This is a genomic window from Xylella fastidiosa (genome assembly GCF_011801475.1).
Taxonomy (GTDB): domain Bacteria; phylum Pseudomonadota; class Gammaproteobacteria; order Xanthomonadales; family Xanthomonadaceae; genus Xylella; species Xylella fastidiosa.
The window spans coordinates 2,481,759-2,502,556 of record NZ_CP044352.1; the positions used below are offsets into that span (position 1 = coordinate 2,481,759).

Genomic DNA, 20,798 nt, shown 5'->3' on the forward strand with positions numbered 1-20,798 from the left:
ACTCTGAGAAAGAGCGATAGCAGAGAGAAAAACGCAGTCCCTTCCTGCTTCTCTCTAGTTTATGCAATGGGAAACACACACATTAAGCGGCACTGCGTAGCGACTCGGCTAACGATTCGATACTCGCCGCCTTCGGTTTCACAAGCCAGAACCTCCCGATGTAATCCCGGAATTCATCAAGAATCTGTTGTGCCCAAATGCTACCCGTCAGCGCACGATGACGGACAACAAGATGACGCAAATGCTGGCGATAATTTTCAAAGCCCTCAACAGAGACACGATGGATATCGATCAACTCATGGTTATAGCGATCCACGAAATCACGTTCGATGTCCAGAACATAAGCCAAGCCCCCCGTGAACCCCGCACCGAAATTCAAGCCGACTTTGCCAAGCACCAGGACAACACCATCAGTCATATACTCGCAACAGTGATCCCCAGCACCTTCGATCACTGCCAACGCACCGGAATTACGCACCGCAAAGCGCTCACCGACGCGCCCAGCCGCAAAAAGCTCGCCACCAGTCGCACCGTACAAACAAGTATTACCGAGAATTGGCGTATGACGTGCCTCGAAACGTGCACCACGCGGCGGCCGTACCACCAGACAGCCACCGGCCATCCCCTTACCAACGTAGTCATTAGCCTCACCTTCCAATTCCAGATGCAAGCCACCCACATTGAATGCACCAAAACTTTGACCGGCAGTACCACGGAAACGCAAGTGCAACGGCGCATCCTCCATCCCGTGGTTGCCATGCACACGGGCAATCGCACCAGATAAGCGCGTACCGACCGAACGATCCGTATTGTGAATCAGAAAGCGGTAATCACCGCCGGTTTTATTGGCAATTGCATCGGCCAACAAACTATCTATCTGTACCGACAAACTATCCGGTGACTCATAGAGACGCTGCGCAGCACAGTGAGTCCCTTCGTAGCAGGCATTCGTCAACAGCCGTGACAGATTCACACGGACCCCCTCGCGTGAAGACACCTCCAACTGCTGCAACAAATCGGTACGTCCAATGATGTCATCCAACGACATCGCACCCAAGTACGACAACCACTGCCGCACCTCCTCAGCAAGCAGGCGAAAAAAATTCTCTACGCGCTCGGGCAAGCCGGTAAAGTGATTGGCACGCAAACGCTCATCTTGTGTCGCAACACCAGTTGCACAATTGTTGAGATGACAAATACGCAAGTACTTACAACCCAGCACGATCATCGGCGCAGTGCCGAAGCCAAAACTGTCGGCACCCAACAACGCCGCCTTGACCACATCCAAACCAGTCTTCAAACCACCATCGGTCTGCAACGTGGTGCGCTCACGCAAATCATTAGCAACCAGCGCTTGATGTACCTCGGCCACCCCCAACTCCCACGGCACACCAGCATAGCGAATCGAACTGATTGGCGAGGCACCGGTACCACCATCGTGACCAGAGACCGTAATCAGATCAGCACCCGCCTTGACCACACCAGCGGCGATCGTGCCCACACCAACGTGCGAAACCAACTTGACTGACACCAACGCCTGCGGATTGACCTGCTTTAGGTCATAAATCAACTGCGCCAGATCCTCAATGGAGTAGATATCGTGGTGTGGCGGCGGGCTGATCAGACCAATACCAGGTTTGGCGTAACGCAACCGCGCAATCAAATCATTGACTTTATGGCCAGGCAACTGCCCTCCCTCACCCGGCTTGGCACCCTGGGCAATCTTGATCTGCAGCACTTCCGCATTAATCAAATATTCGGGAGTGACACCAAAGCGACCGGAAGCCACTTGTTTAATTTTCGAACGCCTCTCGGTGCCATAGCGCGCAGGGTCCTCCCCACCCTCACCAGAATTGGAACGCCCACCCAGGCGATTCATCGCGACGGCAAGCGCCTCATGCGCTTCCGGTGACAACGCACCAAGACTGATCGCAGCAGTATCGAAACGGCACAGAACATCGGTTGCCGGAGCAACTTGATCCAACGGGGTTGGAATCTCCGCCTTCTTCAATTGCAGCAAATCACGCAATGCCGATGGTGGACGCGTGTGTACAGCATCCATATAAAAGCGCCAGTCCGCCGCATCACCCGTGCGTGTCGCATGTTGCAGCGTCATCACCACATCCGGGTTGTACATGTGGTACTCACCACCATGCACATACTTCAGCAAGCCACCGACCTCAGGTGCGATGCGATCATTCCAAGCACGTGCAGTCAACTCACAGGCCTCAGTATGCAACTGCATCAAGCTCACACCGCCGATCCTCGCCGGAGTGTCCGGGAAACACAAAGCCACCACATCCGGATCCAAACCAACGATTTCAAATAACTGCGCACCACGATAACTAGCAATCGTACAAATCCCCATCTTGGAGATGATCTTGGACAATCCCTTGTAGATCCCCTTGCGGTAGCTGCGGCCAATCTGCGACTGCTCGCCTGCCTTCTGCAACTTCAGGATGCCCCGCCGCCCCAAATTAAACAGCATCTGATAGGACAGGTACGGATACACCGCCGTTGCACCAAAACCCAACAAGCAAGCCATATGATGCGGATCGCGGGCCGTGCCTGTCTCAATGATCAAGTTGACATCGCAACGCAAGCCCACCCGGCACAAGTGATGATGCACCGCACCAGTCGCCAGTAACGCATGCGCCATCGGCCGCTCCGGAACTGGATAGCGATCAGACAGTAGCAACATGACGATACCATCACGCGCCGCTTGTTCGGCCTCATCGCACATTCGCTTCAGCCCAGCCTGCAACCCTTCATCCACAGTGTAAGAAAGGTCAATAAGCCGGTTCTTTTCCAGATACTGCGGCATCTTCAGCAACTGACGCAATTTACGCTGGCTCAGAACTGGCGAATCAAGAATGACGTGATTTACCGTTTCCGGACCAGCGTGGAAGATATTGGTCTCCCTGCCCAACTGGGTCGTGAGGGACATCGCGATGCTTTCACGCAGCGGGTCAATCGGCGGATTCGTGACTTGCGCAAACGCTTGTCGGAAATAATCGTACAACGGCCGGATCTGCGCGCTAAGCACCGCCATCGGGGTATCGTCCCCCATTGAGCCAGCGGCTTCTTGCTCGGTTTCCGCAAGTGGACGCAACACCTGCTCCACTTCCTCCGTGCTGAGCTGAAATAGCTTTTGATAACTACATAATGTCTGGTCGGAGAAAGGCTCCTCAACCAACGATGGATCAATCAACTCAGTTTGCAGATAAGTCACGCCCTGCTGCAACCACTGCTTGTAAGGCGCGCGCGCGCGGTTAATACGGTCGATCGCATCGGAATCAAGCAGATCACCACGCTTCAAATCAATCGCCATCATCTCACCAGGTCCGAGCTTGCCCTTACGGATCACCCGCTCAACGGGCAACTCCCATACCCCGGCCTCAGAGGCAACAAGAAAGTGACGATCCGCAGTCAACATCCAACGCGCCGGACGCAAACCATTGCGATCAAGCATACAAGCCGCATAGCGACCATCGTAAGCAACGATACCGGCCGGACCATCCCAAGGCTCCGTATTCAAGCCGTAAAACTCATAGAACGACGCCAGATCAGCATCTTTGAATTCCAACGTTCTAGTTGCTGGCGGCACCAGAATACGCAACGCCTGTAACAGGTCCATGCCACCAGCGATCAACAGCTCAAGCATGTTATCCAGACTCTGCGAATCAGAGCCTTTCATCGAAATCACCGGATCGAACTCGGCGATATCGAAACGCGGGCTTCGCCACACCTTACTGCGCGCCTGCGCCCAACGGCGGTTGCCTTCAATCGTATTAATTTCGCCATTATGGGCAAGCAACCGGAATGGATGCGCCAACGGCCAACGCGGCAAGGTGTTGGTGGAAAAGCGTTGATGAAACACGATCACGCTAGAAGACAGCTCGCTGCGCTGCAGATCCGGATAAAACACCGGCAACTTATCCGGCAACACCATCCCTTTATAAGAAATCGCATAGGGGGACAGGGTGGCGACATAAAAATCATGATAGTCACACAACTGCCGCTCAGCACGGCGACGCGCCAGAAACAACGCCACCCCGAACGCATCCTCACTGTGTTTAGGATCAATATCAACGAACACCTGCTCAATGTGCGGCAACGTATCCCGTGCCAATTGCCCACACACACTGCGATTGATCAGCACCTCACGCCAACCACACAGCCGCACTCCAACGCGTTGTAACTCAGCCTCCAACACCTGACGACAATGCGCCGCCGCGGCACGTTCACCAGGCAGGAACACCATACCGACAGCGTAACGGGGGCCAAGCGCGATACCGGCCTCACCAGCCAACGCACGCAAGAAAGCATCAGGCTTACGAATCAACAAGCCGCAACCATCACCGGTCAGCCCATCGGCAGCAACACCCCCACGATGCGTCATGCGCGAAAGTGCAGCGATGGCAATTTCAAGCAACGCGCGGGAAGGCTGATCATCCAACTGCGCAACCATGCCAAAGCCACAGGCATCCCGCTCATCGCTGGCATCGTACAACATACTCTCTTCAATCCTTTGGCGGGTGCTGGAAACCATGGCTGCCTTTTACGATACGGGAAAAGCGGCAACGCATTACTCACGGCTCTTGCCGTGGAACGCTCTGAATAAACCGCATATGCCTCGACTAAATCACAGTTACTCCAGTACCGCAACTCACCGTTACACCTGCAACACACTACGGATGCACGGATCAAGCAACACCATGACTGACCATGTCCATCTCTTCGAATACACAGATATTCATCACCCAATGCACGCTCTGATGCCCACGACTCATACCCACATTGCAACTCCAACACACCCTGCATCGTGGCAACAGTGACCAACTGCTCCACGAGCACACCCACCTAAACCGGCCACTTTGACAATCGACACACACCCTCCTTCATTTACGCCCCCCATTGCATCTCCGATCAACACGCATGGTTGACGCCCCGTGCAACATCGACGGTGGACAAGAGCTACCGCTACCATAATTGCCTCCTTCTCCAGCATTGCTATGCCACACGTCACCCTACTTCCCAGCCCATCACAGATCGCATTCATCGGCGGCGGCAATATGGCGCGCAGCTTGATCGCAGGCATGATCCGCCAAGGCGCCCCCAGCACGTCAATATGCGTCATCGAACCAATCGCCGCACTGCGCGATGCACTTATCGCTGACTTCAAAATCAAGGCCGTCACCACAGCCACAGAAGCGGCCACCGACACCAGCACCTGGGTGCTGGCCGTGAAACCCCAAGTGATGCCTGACGTGTGTGCCACCCTGCCACTTCCAGTGCAACCCAACACACCACTGGTTATCTCAATCGCTGCAGGCATCACCACCTGCAAACTCAAACACTGGCTTGGCGACACCTGTGCGATTGTGCGCGCCATGCCGAATACCCCAGCCCTGCTAGGTGCCGGCGTAACCGGACTATTCGCCACCTCACAAACCACGGGCACACAACGCACCATCGCTGAAGAACTCTTTAACAGCGTAGGCAAGACCCTATGGATCACCGAAGAAGCGTTAATGGACGCCGTGACTGCCGTATCAGGGAGCGGTCCAGCCTATGCGTTTTTGCTTGCCGAAGCGATGGAAACAGCAGCCATCATGCAAGGCCTCTCCACCGCAAACGCACGCACACTCGTCCAGCAAACCCTATTGGGTGCCGCACGCATGATGACCGAGTCAGGGGAAACACCTGCCGCACTGCGCCACCGCGTCACCTCACCGCATGGGACCACCGAAGCGGCAATCACAACATTTCAAGAAAACGACTTCCAAACACTTGTCGCAAAAGCGATAGACGCCGCCACCCGGCGCGCACGCGCCCTCGGAAAGATAAACGATACCGATCCCACCTGAGAACACATAGATCCCCTGATAGCGAACACAATCGCAACACCGCCGATTTAGACACAGCAACGCACCAACACCCCAACCTCGTAGCAATCATTTCCGGCAGAGCACATCCCCTGCCTCAAACCTATGGCCCCGACACGATAAACATCCCGTTGCTTCGCAAGCCCTACGTGGATCAACAGGTCATGACTATTCTCATGCCTCTTCCTTACCGCAAAAACACATTGAGAAAAACGGAAAAAATTCTTCAACACTCCACGATGCACATGCCAAAAACATGGCATTAACCCAATGCGGCAGTACATCACATGCAATGCAAATTAGAAATACTGCTGAACCCTTAAGAACCAGGACAATAAACCGATTCAGCCAAGCAACACATCTACAGTCAAACCACAACCGCACGGACGCATCAAGAAACACCCGCAAGAAAAGTAATAAAACAATAAAGATTCTGTAAAATTGTTATTGACAACACAACCAACAGTATCAAGACTCAATTTCAACCTGGCGACCCCGTTAATTGAAAAACGGTAAATACCCGGTTTTTAGGAAAACGTGTGATTGATACCGGCCACTACCGAACCAATCCGACATAAATAAGTTAAGAAATCAACCAACAGCAACCACACCCGCAGTGCAATACCCCCGCAACGACACGGTTTTAGGCAGAAGCTCCTACGTTGGGCGACGCTCACCGTACTAACCAAGCACTACTTATAAGCAATGAGTATTAAGCAATGTATAACCACACCATAAAGCTAGCATTCTGTATCTCATCCGTACTTTATTGTTCCACTTCAGCAACGGCAGCCCCCAACACTGAAGCCATCACCAAGCTGGATACCGTCACTGTCACTGGATACCGCGCCTCACTGGAAAAAACACAGTCCATCAAGCGCGCCGCCAATTCGATCGTGGATGCGATCAGTGCCGAAGACATCGGTAAATTTCCCGACAGCAACGCTGCCGAATCACTCTCCCACCTACCAGGCATCAGCGTAGACCGCCAATTCGGTGAAGGCGAAAAAATCAGTATCAACGGCACCGACCCTGCCCTGAACCGCGTCTTGCTCAACGGCCAAACCATTGCCTCCGGCGACTGGGGCGGCAACCCAACCGACACCAGTGGACGCACCTTCAATTACAGCCTGCTGTCTCCGGAAATCATCGGACTGATGGAAGTGTATAAAACACCGGAAGCACGCATCGACGAAGGATCGATCGGCGGCACCGTGATCGTACATACACGTCAACCGTTAGACCTGCCGAAAAACACCATACGCGGCTCGATAGGCTACAGCTACAACGACCGCTCCAAAAAAAGCAACCCACGCGGCTCGATCCTATGGAGTTGGAAAAACGACAGTGAGAACTTTGGCGCATTGATCTCAGCCACCCACGACAAACAGGACATTGCACGCGCCGGCATTGAATTCTTCGGCTATACCACCGGTGCGAATATCCCCCCTGAGGCCACCATCACTGGCGACGGCAGCACTCCAACCACCGCAAAAGTACCGGCTGGCATTAACAGCGCATTCTTCCAACAAACCCGCGAACGTAACGGACTCCAAGGCGCACTCCAGTGGAAACCGAACGAACAGAACGAATTCAACCTCACCGGCATCTACATCAAAGGCAAATACAATAATTTCAGCGAATCACGCTATATCTGCCCCACCTGCAACAACGACTTAAACAAAGTCTCTGCGGCCAACGTACAAAACGGCTACATCACCACAGCGACTGTCTCCGATGGAACAGCAGGACAACCTTACGCACAGCTTGATGCCAATTACCGTATAAGCACAGTCACCACAAACAGCTTGAATCTGCACCATCAATGGTCCGGAGACAAATGGGTACTCACCACCCAGACCGGGACGACAAAAGCCACTGGCGGAAAAGATCCCGAATACTTAATGAAATTTCTGCTCCAAGAAGGCGGCTATCGCTTCAATTACGACGGCACCCATACCGGCGTAACTTACGATAACAACAACGCATCCAACTGGGCCCTGAAGAGCGGCGAACAAGCGGGCGGCCTTGAATACACTCGGACCAACGACCAAGAAAATTACTTCCAGTTCGACGCCACACGCGACCTCCATTGGGGTCCCTTCAACAAACTGCAATTCGGCTACAAATACATCGGCCATAAGAACGGCCAAACCTCCCGTGGTAACGCACTGTTTGCTAACCAAGACGTCCTATTAACAGCCTTCAACCCTGGCATGACACCCACAGGACTGTACAACGGACTGGGAGCCAGCGGCGACCTCATCAACTGGCCAACCGCCGACCTTCGCTCGGTCCTGTCCTATCTCAAAGCATTGCCTGAAGCGGCCTTCGAAACCAAATACAACCAACAATTCAGCGTCACAGAAACCACCAATAACCTGTACACACAGTTGGATTTCGATTCTGGAAAATGGCGCGGTAACCTCGGCATCCGTTACGTGGACACCAAAGACAACATCTTGTATTGGCAAAGCACCACCGTAAACAACACCGTCAACTATCAACCGGTAAAAGACTCCAAACGCTATTACAAGCCACTACCGAGCCTCAACATTGCCTATGACCTGACCAACAACAGCGTCCTGCGCTTCTCCGCCGCTCGCGTCATCGCCCGGCCACGTTACGGTGACCTTGCAGGCTCCTTTTCACTGAACAGCACCTCTGGCGACCTGACTGCAAGCGGCGGCAACCCCAACCTGAAACCCTACCAATCCAGCAACTACGACCTAGCCGCTGAATGGTACTTTGCCCCCTCAAGCATGCTGTCAGCGGAAGCGTTTTACCGTGACATCAGCTCCTACATCGTCACCACGACCACAACCGAAACCCTGAGCGACCCATCAAACAATATCTTCAACAAACCCTACACCGTCACCCGACCGATGAATGCCACCGGCGCCAAAGTGACCGGTCTTTCACTGAACTACCAACACGCATTCGCCTACGGCTTTGGTCTGGCCACAAACTACACCTATGCGCAATCCAACTCTAACGATGGCCTGAACCTACCCTACCTCTCCAAAAACACCTACAACGTGATCCCCTATTGGGAACAGGGCCCCTGGGCAGTCCGCCTTAACTACAGCTACCGATCAAAATACTTCACCCAAATCGGACGACTGGATTCACAGGTCTTCACAGATGCTTACAAAGAACTCGACCTGACCACATCCTACAAATTTAACGACTGGGTCACCCTAAACATCAGCGCCACCAACCTGCTGAATTCAACCTACTACTGGTACAACGAAGTTAAATACGCCCCCATCGGCATGTACAAAAATGGCCGTAGCTACCAAGCACAACTGAACTTCAAATTCTAAGTACCCTCACCGCGCGCCACTGCAAAAGTGGCGCGCTTTCCGGATGCAGACCGCTCCAATCAGCGCATCACAGGAGCACCCCTCCCATGACACTCGCCCCCCGTCTTCGCAAAAACATATCCCGCAAAGAAACTAAAACCGCACCCCTGACACACAGACTGACCCTGCTGCTCACCCTACTACCACTCCCCTTATTCGCAGCCGCACCACCACCAGCAACCACTAACTCTCCCGAACAAATCGATCAACAGTGGCTACAAGCCACGGCCCAGTACGCACCGGAACGCGACCACCTCGTACACATTGCACACCATGGTGCGGCACACGGACCATTCCGCCCCGACTGGCCATCACTGAAACAGTACCGCTCCCCCGATTGGTACAACAATGCCAAATTTGGCATCTTCATCCACTGGGGCGTCTTCTCCGTTCCCGCATTTGGCAGTGAATGGTACTCACGCAACATGTATCAACAGGGATCGAAAGAATATCAACACCACCTAGCCACCTATGGCCCACAAAACACATTCGGCTACAAAGACTTCATCCCCCAGTTCACCGCATCCACATTCGACCCAAACGCCTGGGCCACACTCTTTAAACAAGCAGGTGCCCGCTATGTCGTCCCAGTGGCCGAACACCATGATGGATTTGCCTTGTACGACTCCCACCTCTCGGACTGGACCGTAGTTAAGACCGGCCCCAAACGCGACCTACTCGGCGAACTCTCCACAGCGATTCGAGCCCAAGGCCTACACTTCGGCTTATCCTCCCACCGCGCCGAACACAATTGGTTTTTTGACGGAGGCCGTCAATTTGATTCCGATATCAATGACCCACACTACGCCGACTTATACGGCCCAGCGCAGAGACGCTTAGCAGGAAAAACTGACGAAGACGTCGCCAACGACTGGACACCCGTTTCCCAAGCCTGGCTCAACGACTGGTTAGCACGCACGACAGAACTCATCGACCGCTACTCCCCTGAACTCATCTATTTTGACTGGTGGATCGCACACCCAGCCTTTCGCAACACACTACCCACCCTGCTGGCTTACTACTACAACCACGGCCAAACAAAAAACACCTGTCATGCCGCCCCTCACCACACACCGTCCACCGCCCCATCACCGCCTACCCCCATCACCGCAACACACCTGACCTCCACCACCACACAACCGCAATGTGGCGTCGTAGTGAACTACAAACTCGGCGCCCTCCCCGATGGAGCCGGCACCTTAGACATCGAACGCGGTCAACTCACCGGCATCCACCCCACCCACTGGCAAACCGACACCTCAATCAGCAACGCCTCCTGGGGATACATTGAAAACGACACCTATAAATCACCCACCTTCATCATCCACATGCTGGCCGATGTCGTCGCCAAAAACGGCAACTTACTCCTCAACATCGGCCCACGCGCCGATGGCAGCATCCCAGATGCCGAGCGCACCATCCTGCTCAACATCGGCAAATGGCTGAACATCAACGGCACAGCCATCTACGATACGCACCCCTGGCGCACCTATGGCGAAGGTCCAACGGAAGTCGCTGGCGGCACCTTTCAAGACACCAAAACAAAACCCTATACCGCCGAAGACTTCCGCTTCACCGTGCACGGCGACACCCTATACGCCATCGAATTAGGCTGGCCGACAAACGGCCAAACCGTGATCCACTCCATCAACGCATCCGACAACGTCTACAGCGTGACACTGCTCGCAGACAATCGCCCAATCCCATTTGAGCAACACAACGACGGCCTTCACCTGCATTTGCCGAACAAACCTGTGGGCGAACATGCCTACGTCTTCCGTATCACCACACACACCCATTAACCCATCTTCGCCCTACGCACACCTTGACATTGCGATCTACCCATTCAAATTCATCATTCCTTAAAACACACCACACCTGTAGATCACCCCTTGGAAAAAGAAAACACCGCTCCCCATGACGCCCCCTCTTCAACCGCTCCCCCCATCATGACCACACCGAATCAAGCCCATCACCCCGCAACAACCCCACAGCACTCATCAGTGACAACCCCTACCTCAATCCCATACAATCCACACTCGCTTCCGGCCAACATCTGTCCAGCAAGACATCCGGCAGCTGTTTACGCGTTTACCTCACCGGGGGTGCACTGGCTTCGACGGGGGTCACAAAATCACTTGGTGCATGCCGAGGGGGCCGCTTTCCTCGTAAATCCAGCAGCACACTTATAGTTGCCAACGAAGACAACTTCGCTCTAGCCGCTTAAGGCTTAAGCCTCGAAACTGCTTGTGTCCGTGCTCGCAGCGTAGAGTCATCATCACGGAACCGCTGAGACGTGGCCGTCTGCCCACCCTTGGTTAAATCTAGCAGACTGGTTTCCGGGTGCGCTTTGCCTGTCGTGCTGCCCGGCGACGAGACCTAACGGCCAGGATAAGCATGTAGGGCCGGGGACGGAGTACTTTCGGACGGCGGTTCGATTCCGCCCACCTCCACCATAATGTGAAATCCCAACCCTGATCCGGTTGGGATTTTTTTTGCCCGTTCCCCCTGTGTTGGCGCGGTTTACGGCCCTTACCTCTTTTGAGTACCTCCCTCCCGAAATCGCCGTTTCTGGCGCACATTCCGCCGTCTTTCCCACTCTGATCTCTGCTGCCCCCTTGCGCATTCAAGGCCTGAAGTCGTGTGTTGGCACAGATTTTCGGGCCATCGGCTGACTTCTTCGCTTGCTCTATCCGGTGGCCATTGAAGTCGGCACCGAGGGGCTGCTGACGGTCGACTAAGACCACAGCACAGCCACGTGCGAGTCACGTTTCGGCAACCTCGACAACCCCGGCGGCTTTCCCGCCATCCCGAGCAAAAACCCCTTCTCGACGGGCGTTTTCTTAATTCCTAGAGAAATCGCCATGCAGTCCCTCCTCGTCATCGTCGTAGCGGCACTGATTTCGGTCGCACTCGCCCCGAAACCGCCCGAGCCCAAACCGGCGTCCCTGTCCGACATTGATGCCCCAACCGCAGAAGAACGCCGACCGATTCCTGTCGTGTTCGGCACCGTCCTGCTGCACGGCTCCAACGTCCTCTGGTACGGCGATCTGGAAGCCGATCCGATTAAGAAAAAAGGTGGCAAGAACTGACCACTCAAACCGTCATCACCATTGATCACATGCGCACCGTGGGCCTATACGTGAACCGCACGCGCACGTGGTTTGCGCGTCACGCGCTGGATTTTCGCGCCTTCCTGCGCGATGACTGTGACACCGCAACCTTACTGGTCACCGGCGATGCAATGGCACAGCGGGTGCTCGAACACACACGCAACCAGCCCAGCCAGCGAAAACACGGCTGATGCGTGGCAACAGCAAACCGCAAACCGTCGGCTACCGCTACCGGATGGGGCTGCATCTGCCCCTGTCCCAAGAGCCTGTCAATACCGTGCAGGAAATCCAGATGGGTGACCGAACCGCGTGGAGTGATGCCGACCGCGCGCCACTGTCCAGTGAGCATGGACTGACCTTGGCCACAATAGTTTTTGCACGCCTCATTTCATGATTGACTCATTGCGAGTCAGACAAATGAGTGCTCAGATTGTCGACGACCGAAAACAGATCGTCCTTTGGATTGACTGTCACCAGAAACCCTGACCACAAATCCACGATTCCAGCGCAAATGAATCGAATAGGAACCCGCTGGCCACATTCCAGTATTTCATCAAACGGATGGTTGGCTTGATCAAAGCGCCGATGTCCTTATTCCTTGCTTCACGCATCGCATTGAAGTCATTCGGATTCGTGCTCATCCAACCACCCGAGCCATTGAGAATCTGGATCTCTCCGAACCCTATTTTTGTCACTGCCACCAAATCGAATGTGATGTCATTCAGCTCAAGCACGCTCCTTGGACTGGATTGATCAACCTCCGACAATCCATAGCACCTCAGCACCTCTCGACAAAAGCCTTTAATCGACTCAGATACGTCTGCAGAAGTAGCACTGCCATCGCTAAAAAAGACCATCTCATCAATATCGGACCACTCATCCATCGAACGGCGCAAAATCGTGCCTCACCCTGATGACCCGAATTGGAAATTCTGAGCGATCACGCCCCTGTCAAAATACAGCGCCATCCGGGATTAAAGCGTTGTGATTGACGTTGTGATTGACGTTGTGATCGACGTCGTGATCGACGACTGCTCGGTTGCGGAGAGCACGACACGGCTGACTGTGTCCGTCAGAAAACTCAATACCGACATCCTGTCATTTCTCCTTGTCCACCTTGTGGGTGACTTCGCCTTCTTCGATGCCTTTACGTGCAGCGACACAGACGTCCCGTGGAATGCTCCGACTCTTCTGCTTTAGCTCATTGCGCGTAGAAACAAGTCTCTTTAACCGCTCAGCAAACTCTCCCATCCGATCAGTCTCAAGCAATTCGATCTCACGAAAAAACCAACATCCTTCCGAAGAGCCAAAAACTGTCCGGCAGCATTGCAGCGCACTCGTTGAGCCTGAGAAAGCTCACCAACCCCGTCCGTAGCGACGCCAGCAAGGTGAAAACATTGACCCACTCAGCTTGGCTTTTGACCAGAACCGCACCTGCAATCACACCCAAAGCGGTCACTGGCACACCGAGCCAATCCTTGCGCCGCACCCATGTAGCTTCGGCATTGAAATGCCCCTTACTCGAATACAGAGCCTCTTCCTCCAGTCACCCCGCCGCTCTGCAAAGCGCAGAAATGTTGACTTGATCCTCTGGAGACATTCTGCTCATCGCATCCTCCCACACCAATGCCTGCTCATGCCGACGCCCCCACCTGTGGCGGTGCCTTCGGCGGCCCCCTCCCAGTCTGATAAGTCGCATCAAACACCGTATCCGTCAGCCAGCGCTTGAAGCTGGGGTTATCACTGAACTGCTTAAACAGCTCAGTGTGGTCAGACAACAACTCCTGCACCACACGGTTGAGCGCCTTATCGTGCTCCAACTTGGCGTTTTGCTTATCGGAATTCGCCTGCGCATTCTGGTAAGCCTTGTCCTGCGCCACCCTCGCCGGAATTTCCTCGGCGATGACCTTGCGGATCTTATCCTCGTCCTTCCACTGGATGTTGCCAAACAGCTCGTTGAACGTTTTGATAATCACCGAGAGTCTATCGATGACTGCCTCCCCCTTGCCGCCACCGCCTCCCGAAGGCACTGGCTCGACAGAGGCATCTGCGTCGTCCATCGCCATCTTCAGCGCCGCCTTGGCCTCCACCCGGTAGCTGTCCATATCGATGGTCTCCAGCACCCCCTTGGAGAAGTCCTCCTCCTTGGGCGCAGGCAGCTTGGGGATGAGAAAGTTCAGAAAAATCGACAGCTTTTCCCACGCAGGATGCCCGTAACTCAAAATCGCAGCAAAGAAGCCGTAGCTGCGCACGAACGCCTTGGCCTTGCCCTTGAACTTGACCTGATCGTCCTCACCGAGCTTATCGGTGTATTCGGCCACGCACGCATCCAAGATGGGGTCAAGCTTGTCCCGATCCGCGCCACTCACGTACAACCCCACCACCTCTTCCACCTGCGACCAGCTATACACCTGCTGCCCGTCGAGTTCGGCCTTCAGATCATGCAGCTTATTGGGGTCGGTTTCACCCATCTGGATAGTGGCGCGGTAGTAGTCCTGGAACGCCGCCTTCACCGCCTCGGCGTTGTCGGCAAAGTCGAGCACGAACGTATCGCGCTTTTGCGGGTGCGCGCGGTTCAGACGTGACAGAGTCTGCACCGCCAGCACGCCCGCCAGCGGCTTATCCACGTACATGGTGTGCAACAAGGGCTCATCGAAGCCGGTGACAAACTTGTTGGCAACAATCAGAAAGCGATATGGGTCTTTCTTGAGAGTGTCCGGAATGTCCTTGCTCGGAAACCCATTGAGATCGGCCTCCGTCTTCTTCTGCCCGCCAATCTCGAAGCTGCCCGAGTACGCCACGATGGCCCTGTACGGGCTTTTGATCTGCGTGAGGTAGTCCGACACCTCACGCCAGTAATCAATCGCCCGCGCAATGCCGTTGCACACAATCATCGCCCGCGCCTGGCCACCGATCTTCTGCTTGCCAACAACCTCTGCGATGAAGTGATCCACCATAATCTCGGCCTTGCGGCGGATCGCCTTGTCGTGCGATTCGACGTAGAGGCGGATCTTCTTCAGCGCCTTCACCTTGTCAAATTCCGGATCGTCCGCCACCGTCTTGGCGACTTGATAGAAACTGTCGTAGGGGGTGTACTTCTCCACCACGTCCAGGATGAACTTCTCCTGGATCGCCTGCTTCGTGGTATAGGTCAGCTCTTCAGGCGAGCGGAACTGCACCTTGTCGCCAACAAGCGTCTTCTCACCGAACAACTCCAGCGTCTTGTTCTTGGGCGTGGCCGTGAACGCAAAGTAGCTAGCGTTGGCGAGCAGCTTGCGCGAGGCGATGCGCCTTTCAATTTCCGCGTTGACCGCATCCTGCGTCCTGTCCTCCTCGAACTCCTCCTCGAACTCCTCCTCGAACTCCTCCTCAGCCACCTTGCCGCCCAGGGTTTCGTGCATCCGCGCCGTGATCTTGCCGCCCTGGCTGGAATGCGCCTCGTCGATCAACAGCGCGAACCTCTTGCCGGAGAGATCGCCCAGCTGATCAAGGATGAACGGGAACTTCTGCACCGTGGTGACAATGATCTTCTTGCCCCCGCGCAGATACTCGCACAACTCCTGCGCGTTGTCGGAGTGGCCGAAAATCGCCGCCACATGGTCGTACCCCTTGATGGTGTCGGCGATCTGCGTGTCCAGCGCGCGCCGGTCGGTGATGACGATGATGGAATCGAACTGCGGCGTCATCGGGTCGTCCTTGCGGCGCAGCTCCACCAACTGGTGCGCCAGCCAGGCAATGGTGTTGCTCTTGCCGCTGCCCGCCGAATGCTGGATCAGGTAACGCCCGCCCACCCCGTCGCTGTGGGCACGGCCCAGCAAGGCACGCACCGTGCACAACTGATGGAAGCGCGGGAAGATCTGCTTGCGCGTCTTACGCTTCTTGCCGCTGGCATCCGCTTCCTCCACCACCACCACCTGCGCGTAGCTCTCGATGATGTTGGCCAGCGACTCGCGGGTCAGTATCTGCTTCCACAGATAGTCGGTCTTCAGACCATCCCGGTTGGGTGGATTGCCCGCACCGCTGTTCCAGCCCTGATTGAACGGCAGAAACCACGACGCCTTGCCCTTCAGCTCGGTGCAGAACGCGACCCCCGCATCATCGACCGCGACGTGCGCCACGCAACGGCCCAACTGGAACAGCAACTCCTTCGGGCTACGCGTGGTCTGGTACTGGACGATCGCGTCGGCCAGAGTCTGCTTGGTCAGCGAATTCTTCAACTCAAAGGTCAACACCGGCAGGCCGTTGATGAAGATCACCAAGTCCAGTTCATTGCCGGAATCATTGCTGTAGCGCACCTGCCGAGTGACACTGAACATGTTCTTGCCGAAAGCATCCGCCGCAGCGGCATTGCCCGGCGTGGGCAGCAACTTGTACAGATCCACGTGTACCGGCCCGTGGCTTACGCCCTTGCGCAGCACATCCACCACGCCGCGCTTGGTGATCTCCCCTTGCAGGCGGTGCAGGAACTGGGTGCGCTTGATGCCGTCCGCCGCCAGCTCCAATGTCTCCACCACCTTCGGCTGAGTGGCCTGCAAGAAAGCCAACAACTGCACCACATCCAACGCCACGTCGCGGTTGTAGTCAGTGGGCTTGCCCTGCACATAGCCGTTGTGAGTGGCGGCAAAGTCCGTGGGTGCCAGCTCATGGCTGTACTCGGGCTGCGGCACACCGGTCAGGCCACGCACCACGCGCGCCTCGAACCAGCGCTCGCTGGTGTCAGTCCTCGTCATCGTCATCCTCCTGTTCGGTCATCTCTTCCTGGTCATCGCCCAGCGCGGCCAGCACTGCGTCTTCTACCACATCCTCCACGTCGGGCTGCCAGCCACGTACGTCCACTTGGCCGGTGACCACATCGGTAATCAGGCGGTCGCGGTATTCGCGGATGAGGGTGATTTCTTCCTCCACCTTGGTGATGGCGTCATTTACCTCTGCTGTCTCGATATCAAGCTGTTTTGCAATTTGCTCTTGCTCCGCCCCATCTGGCACTGGCACGAGGGTGTTCAGCGCATCGGTTCTGTCCAATCCAGGAACCGCCGAATCTTTTGAGATTCGGTCTAGCCGGCACCAAATCAATACGTAATAAAGCCATCGGATATTAGCTTTCGTGCATTTTTTATCGACAAAATACGTTGTGTCGATTGCGAACAGGTCGCTCTCGGAGTAGTTCACCTTTCCAAATGAACCTTTCCGGCCGATAACTATGCAAGGGCCCACGACATTGGCCACATCGTGCATACCTACCGGCCCGTTGGAGCCGTACACGGGAACATTGCCTTGGCGGCGATTAGCGTCTGAAAGTGAATCTCCATATGTAAATCGACAAACCCATTTAAGGCGTTCTATCCTGCAATGCACCGGCACATCCCCCAGCCATTCGATGCCGGAGGGCTTTAGCGCCACCGATACATCAAGCCCGCGCGTCACCGCGTGGTCGATGATGCGCCGCTTCTGCTCGGTGAGCAGCTTGATGAGCTCGCGCTTGGCCTTGATGAAGCGGGCGATGTGCACGTCCTGCGCACGCAGGTAGGCGACAATCTGGTCTTGCTCGGGGCGTGGGGGCACTGGAATTGGTATCTGCCCAAACTGATCAAAATATAGCCTGAGGCGCATATCCATTATGCCTCTCGACCTTATTTTGAACTGCTGGAGATATTTCTTCGTTCTGAATAGAAAATGATAATAGTCAGTGTTGCATGACTTGATCGGGGTCAAAATATCATAGGCTGGACTAGTGACGCCTTGATAGTGGGAGGCGCCAATAGCACCCATCCAAGCGAGGAGCTTGTTGCAAATTATGTCCCCCTCTTTTACAACCCAGTATCCATCGGTTGTAGAGGCTTTGTTGCCGCGTTGCTCAAGGCTTTTTCTCGGTCTGACGCCAATATGGGTGTAAACAGATAGCAACTCCATCTGGTTATTTGCTGGAGCTTTTTCAATGACCAAGCGGAACATTTGCTTGGTACGCAGGATGGCCCACGACTCAGGCAAATATTCAAACCATTTCAAATTAGTTCGTCTGTAATCCGGATAAGGGCCAAACATTATTTTTCTGCCCCCACAATCTTATGCAACAACCCTTCCGTCTGCTGCTCCAGCGCGAGGATATCGGCACGGATTTCGGCCAGCGTCCGCAACGGCACGGGCTTGTAGAAATAGCGAGCAAACGAAATCTCGTAGCCAATCTGAGTCTTGTCCGTAGCGATCCAGGCATCCGGCGCGTGCGGCAGCACTTCGCGGGCAAAAAAGGCATCAATGCCGCCTGGTTCCTGCAACGGCACCTGCTCGGTATCGCGCAGCGCGCTGTCTGGTTCGTACTCGACCATGAAGCGATCCTTGCCCACGGTTTCCAGATACGCGCCATCAAAGCCGGGCTCGAAGCATTCGCCCGTCTTGAGCTTACTGCGCTTGGCGATGACCGGCAGTGCGGCGGCGTCGCGCCAACTCAACGCCTTGTAGATGGCCTTCTTCTCTGGCGCGCTTAAGCGTGCGTCCTGCGCCTTGCACACTGCATCGAAGCCGACGCAGAACGCATTGTGGTCGTCGAACACGGCGCGGCCCAATGCCTGCTGCGCCCGTTGCGCCACCTCCATCAGTGCTTTGTCGCGCTGCCACGTCGATGCATCAAGCAGCTTTTTGCGGCGCTTGACGGGCACAGCTTTGCGGGCGGCGGGGGCCTCGTTGTCGTCGCCGCTGTCGCTGTCGTCGCTGTCGTCATCCTCGTTCTCATCCTCGCCTTTCAGCCATGCCTCAATGGCCGGTTTGCGCTTGGCAAACTCGGTATACAGCGCCTCGCCGTGGGTGGCGTAGATCTCAGCACGCAATGCCTCCTCGCCAGTGGCAAAACGCAGTGACTCAATGCGTTCGTCAGAGAGCTGGCTTTTCAGGCGTAACGGGCGCTCGATGGTGACCTTCCAATAGCCAAAGTCTTGCGTGTCGAACCATTTGGACTGTGCAGCTTCCTGCGTCTGGCCGAGGTAGAGATCGAGGATGCGGGCAATATCGGCAGCACCCAGTTCACAGTTCTTCTTGCCGAGGTTGCGGCGCAGCGGCTGGAACCACTGCGATGCGTCGATCAACTGCACCTTGCCACGGCGCGCTTGCGCCTTCTTATTGGCCAGCACCCAGATGTAGGTGGCAATGCCGGTGTTGTAGAAGATGTTGAGCGGCAGGGCGATGATGGCTTCGAGCCAATCGTTCTCCAGCACCCAGCGGCGGATGTTGCTCTCGCCCTGGCCCGCGTCGCCGGTGAACAGCGCCGAGCCGTTATGCACCAGCGCGATGCGGCTGCCCAGCGGCGTGTTGTGCTTCATCTTTTGCAGCTTGTTCACCTGGAACATGAGCTGCCCGTCGCTGGAACGGGTGAGGAGCTTAAACTCGGAATCGCCGCCGTGGCTGACGATAAAGCGCCGGTCACTGAACCCCTTCTTGCCGCCCATGCGATCTAGATCGGTCTTCCAACTCTTGCCGTAGGGCGGGTTGGAGATCATGAAATCGAATGCGCGCGAAGGGAACTGGTCGGCGGACAGGGTGGATTTATCCGCGCCGCCGACGATGTTCTCAGCTTCCGCACCTTCGCCCTTCAAAAGCAGATCAGCCTTGCAGATGGCGTAGGTTTCGTCGCTGATCTCCTGGCCAAACAGGTGAATGGAGACCTCCTTGCCGTGCTGCTCGGCCAGCGCGTGCAGGGCTTCCTCAGCCACGGTCAGCATGCCGCCGGTGCCGCAACTACCGTCGTAGAGCGAATAGGTGCTGGACTCAATGCGCTCGGCCACCGGCAGAAACAACAGCTTGGCCATGAGCTGCACCACGTCGCGCGGGGTGAAGTGCTCGCCCGCCTCTTCGTTGTTGTCTTCGTTGAAACGGCGGATCAGCTCCTCGAACACCGTACCCATGCCGTGGTTGTCCAGCGCGGGCAGCTTGATGCGACCGTCGGCATCCTTCACCGGCAACGGCGCAAGATTGACCTCAGGGTTGAGGAAGTCTTCGATCAGGTAGCCGAGAACATGGGAATCCACCAGCTTCTGGATCTGGTTGCGGAAGTTGAACTTGGTGAGGATCTCCTGCACGTCGCGTGAGAAGCCGTCCAGATACGCAATGAAGTCATCACGCAGGCGCTGCCCTGCCGCGCTGGCCTTGAGCTTGGCCAAGGTGAATTCCGAGACGTTGTAGAACGCCTGACCCGCCGCCATGCGCAGCGCGCCATCCTGCTCGACCACGTTGTGGGCGTCGAGGAACTTTTTGCGTTCCAGCACCGCGTCCTTGGTGGCTTCCAGCACGGCGTCGAGCCGTCGCAGCACAGTGAAAGGCAGGATCACGTCGCGGTATTTGCCGCGCACATAGACATCGCGCAGGCGGTTGTCAGCGATGTTCCAGATAAAGTCGGAAATCCACTTGATCTGGCTTTGGTCTTGTTGAGTCTTCTGCATTGATAC

Annotated in this window: 13 protein-coding genes and 1 other RNA gene; 7 read left to right on the top strand and 7 right to left on the bottom strand. The window is 55.5% G+C overall.

Annotated features, from left to right (window positions below; all coding sequences use genetic code 11):
• Nucleotides 1-82: 82 nt before the first annotated feature.
• A complete protein-coding gene (gltB, locus tag F7G16_RS11300; RefSeq protein ID WP_004087485.1) occupies nucleotides 83-4,552 on the bottom strand; it encodes a glutamate synthase large subunit in 4,470 nt (1,489 codons plus the stop codon).
• 463 nt (nucleotides 4,553-5,015) lie between these two features.
• On the opposite strand from gltB, the gene proC reads away from it, so the two are divergent.
• From proC to F7G16_RS11340, 7 genes are all read left to right on the top strand, one after another.
• Nucleotides 5,016-5,870, top strand: coding sequence for a pyrroline-5-carboxylate reductase (proC, locus tag F7G16_RS11305; protein ID WP_004087478.1), 855 nt, complete (start codon nucleotides 5,016-5,018; stop codon nucleotides 5,868-5,870).
• A 737-nt stretch (nucleotides 5,871-6,607) separates the two neighbouring features.
• Nucleotides 6,608-9,214 (top strand): TonB-dependent receptor, encoded by a 2,607-nt coding sequence (locus tag F7G16_RS11310; protein ID WP_004087477.1) that lies wholly within the window; start codon nucleotides 6,608-6,610, stop codon nucleotides 9,212-9,214.
• Between the two features lie 116 nt (nucleotides 9,215-9,330).
• Nucleotides 9,331-11,055, top strand: a complete 1,725-nt coding sequence (locus F7G16_RS11315; RefSeq protein ID WP_370447378.1) for an alpha-L-fucosidase — start codon at nucleotides 9,331-9,333, stop codon at nucleotides 11,053-11,055.
• A 299-nt stretch (nucleotides 11,056-11,354) separates the two neighbouring features.
• Nucleotides 11,355-11,709, top strand: a transfer-messenger RNA (tmRNA) gene (gene ssrA / locus F7G16_RS11320).
• A gap of 408 nt (nucleotides 11,710-12,117) precedes the next feature.
• Complete coding sequence (locus tag F7G16_RS11330; RefSeq protein WP_004087472.1) at nucleotides 12,118-12,345, top strand: hypothetical protein; 228 nt, start codon at nucleotides 12,118-12,120, stop codon at nucleotides 12,343-12,345.
• A 50-nt stretch (nucleotides 12,346-12,395) separates the two neighbouring features.
• Nucleotides 12,396-12,557, top strand: a complete 162-nt coding sequence (locus F7G16_RS11335) for a hypothetical protein (protein WP_228446156.1) — start codon at nucleotides 12,396-12,398, stop codon at nucleotides 12,555-12,557.
• Nucleotides 12,557-12,760, top strand: a complete 204-nt coding sequence (locus tag F7G16_RS11340; protein ID WP_004087466.1) for a hypothetical protein — start codon at nucleotides 12,557-12,559, stop codon at nucleotides 12,758-12,760. Before F7G16_RS11335 ends, F7G16_RS11340 begins: the two co-directional genes overlap by 1 nt.
• Before the next feature lie 76 nt (nucleotides 12,761-12,836).
• On the opposite strand, the gene F7G16_RS11345 is transcribed toward F7G16_RS11340, so the two are convergent.
• The 6 genes from F7G16_RS11345 to F7G16_RS11365 form a co-directional block, all read right to left on the bottom strand.
• Nucleotides 12,837-13,262, bottom strand: a complete 426-nt coding sequence (locus tag F7G16_RS11345) for a hypothetical protein (protein ID WP_011098356.1) — start codon at nucleotides 13,260-13,262, stop codon at nucleotides 12,837-12,839.
• Between the two features lie 202 nt (nucleotides 13,263-13,464).
• Nucleotides 13,465-13,635: a hypothetical protein gene (locus F7G16_RS11965; RefSeq protein ID WP_178086807.1), complete on the bottom strand. Its 171-nt coding sequence runs from the start codon at nucleotides 13,633-13,635 to the stop codon at nucleotides 13,465-13,467.
• Between the two features lie 7 nt (nucleotides 13,636-13,642).
• Nucleotides 13,643-13,855, bottom strand: coding sequence for a hypothetical protein (locus F7G16_RS11970; RefSeq protein WP_042466539.1), 213 nt, complete (start codon nucleotides 13,853-13,855; stop codon nucleotides 13,643-13,645).
• 145 nt (nucleotides 13,856-14,000) lie between these two features.
• Nucleotides 14,001-17,096: a type I restriction endonuclease subunit R gene (locus F7G16_RS11355; protein ID WP_004087462.1), complete on the bottom strand. Its 3,096-nt coding sequence runs from the start codon at nucleotides 17,094-17,096 to the stop codon at nucleotides 14,001-14,003.
• The gene (locus F7G16_RS11360; protein WP_038231639.1) at nucleotides 17,083-18,408 is read right to left on the bottom strand and encodes a restriction endonuclease subunit S; all 1,326 of its coding nucleotides are present in this window, start codon (nucleotides 18,406-18,408) and stop codon (nucleotides 17,083-17,085) included. The genes F7G16_RS11355 and F7G16_RS11360 overlap by 14 nt, the downstream gene beginning before the upstream one ends.
• The gene (locus F7G16_RS11365) at nucleotides 18,408-20,792 is read right to left on the bottom strand and encodes a type I restriction-modification system subunit M (RefSeq protein WP_004087459.1); all 2,385 of its coding nucleotides are present in this window, start codon (nucleotides 20,790-20,792) and stop codon (nucleotides 18,408-18,410) included. The genes F7G16_RS11360 and F7G16_RS11365 overlap by 1 nt, the downstream gene beginning before the upstream one ends.
• Nucleotides 20,793-20,798 lie beyond the last annotated feature (6 nt).

Bases quoted from the DNA above. Each gene is read 5' to 3' on its own strand.
- gltB (WP_004087485.1), bottom strand. From the start codon at position 4,552: ATGGTTTCCAGCACCCGCCAAAGGATTGAAGAGAGTATGTTGTACGAT.
- proC (WP_004087478.1), top strand. From the start codon at position 5,016: ATGCCACACGTCACCCTACTTCCCAGCCCATCACAGATCGCATTCATC.
- F7G16_RS11310 (WP_004087477.1), top strand. From the start codon at position 6,608: ATGTATAACCACACCATAAAGCTAGCATTCTGTATCTCATCCGTACTT.
- F7G16_RS11330 (WP_004087472.1), top strand. From the start codon at position 12,118: ATGCAGTCCCTCCTCGTCATCGTCGTAGCGGCACTGATTTCGGTCGCA.
- F7G16_RS11340 (WP_004087466.1), top strand. From the start codon at position 12,557: ATGCGTGGCAACAGCAAACCGCAAACCGTCGGCTACCGCTACCGGATG.
- F7G16_RS11355 (WP_004087462.1), bottom strand. From the start codon at position 17,096: ATGACGAGGACTGACACCAGCGAGCGCTGGTTCGAGGCGCGCGTGGTG.
- F7G16_RS11360 (WP_038231639.1), bottom strand. From the start codon at position 18,408: ATGTTTGGCCCTTATCCGGATTACAGACGAACTAATTTGAAATGGTTT.
- F7G16_RS11365 (WP_004087459.1), bottom strand. From the start codon at position 20,792: ATGCAGAAGACTCAACAAGACCAAAGCCAGATCAAGTGGATTTCCGAC.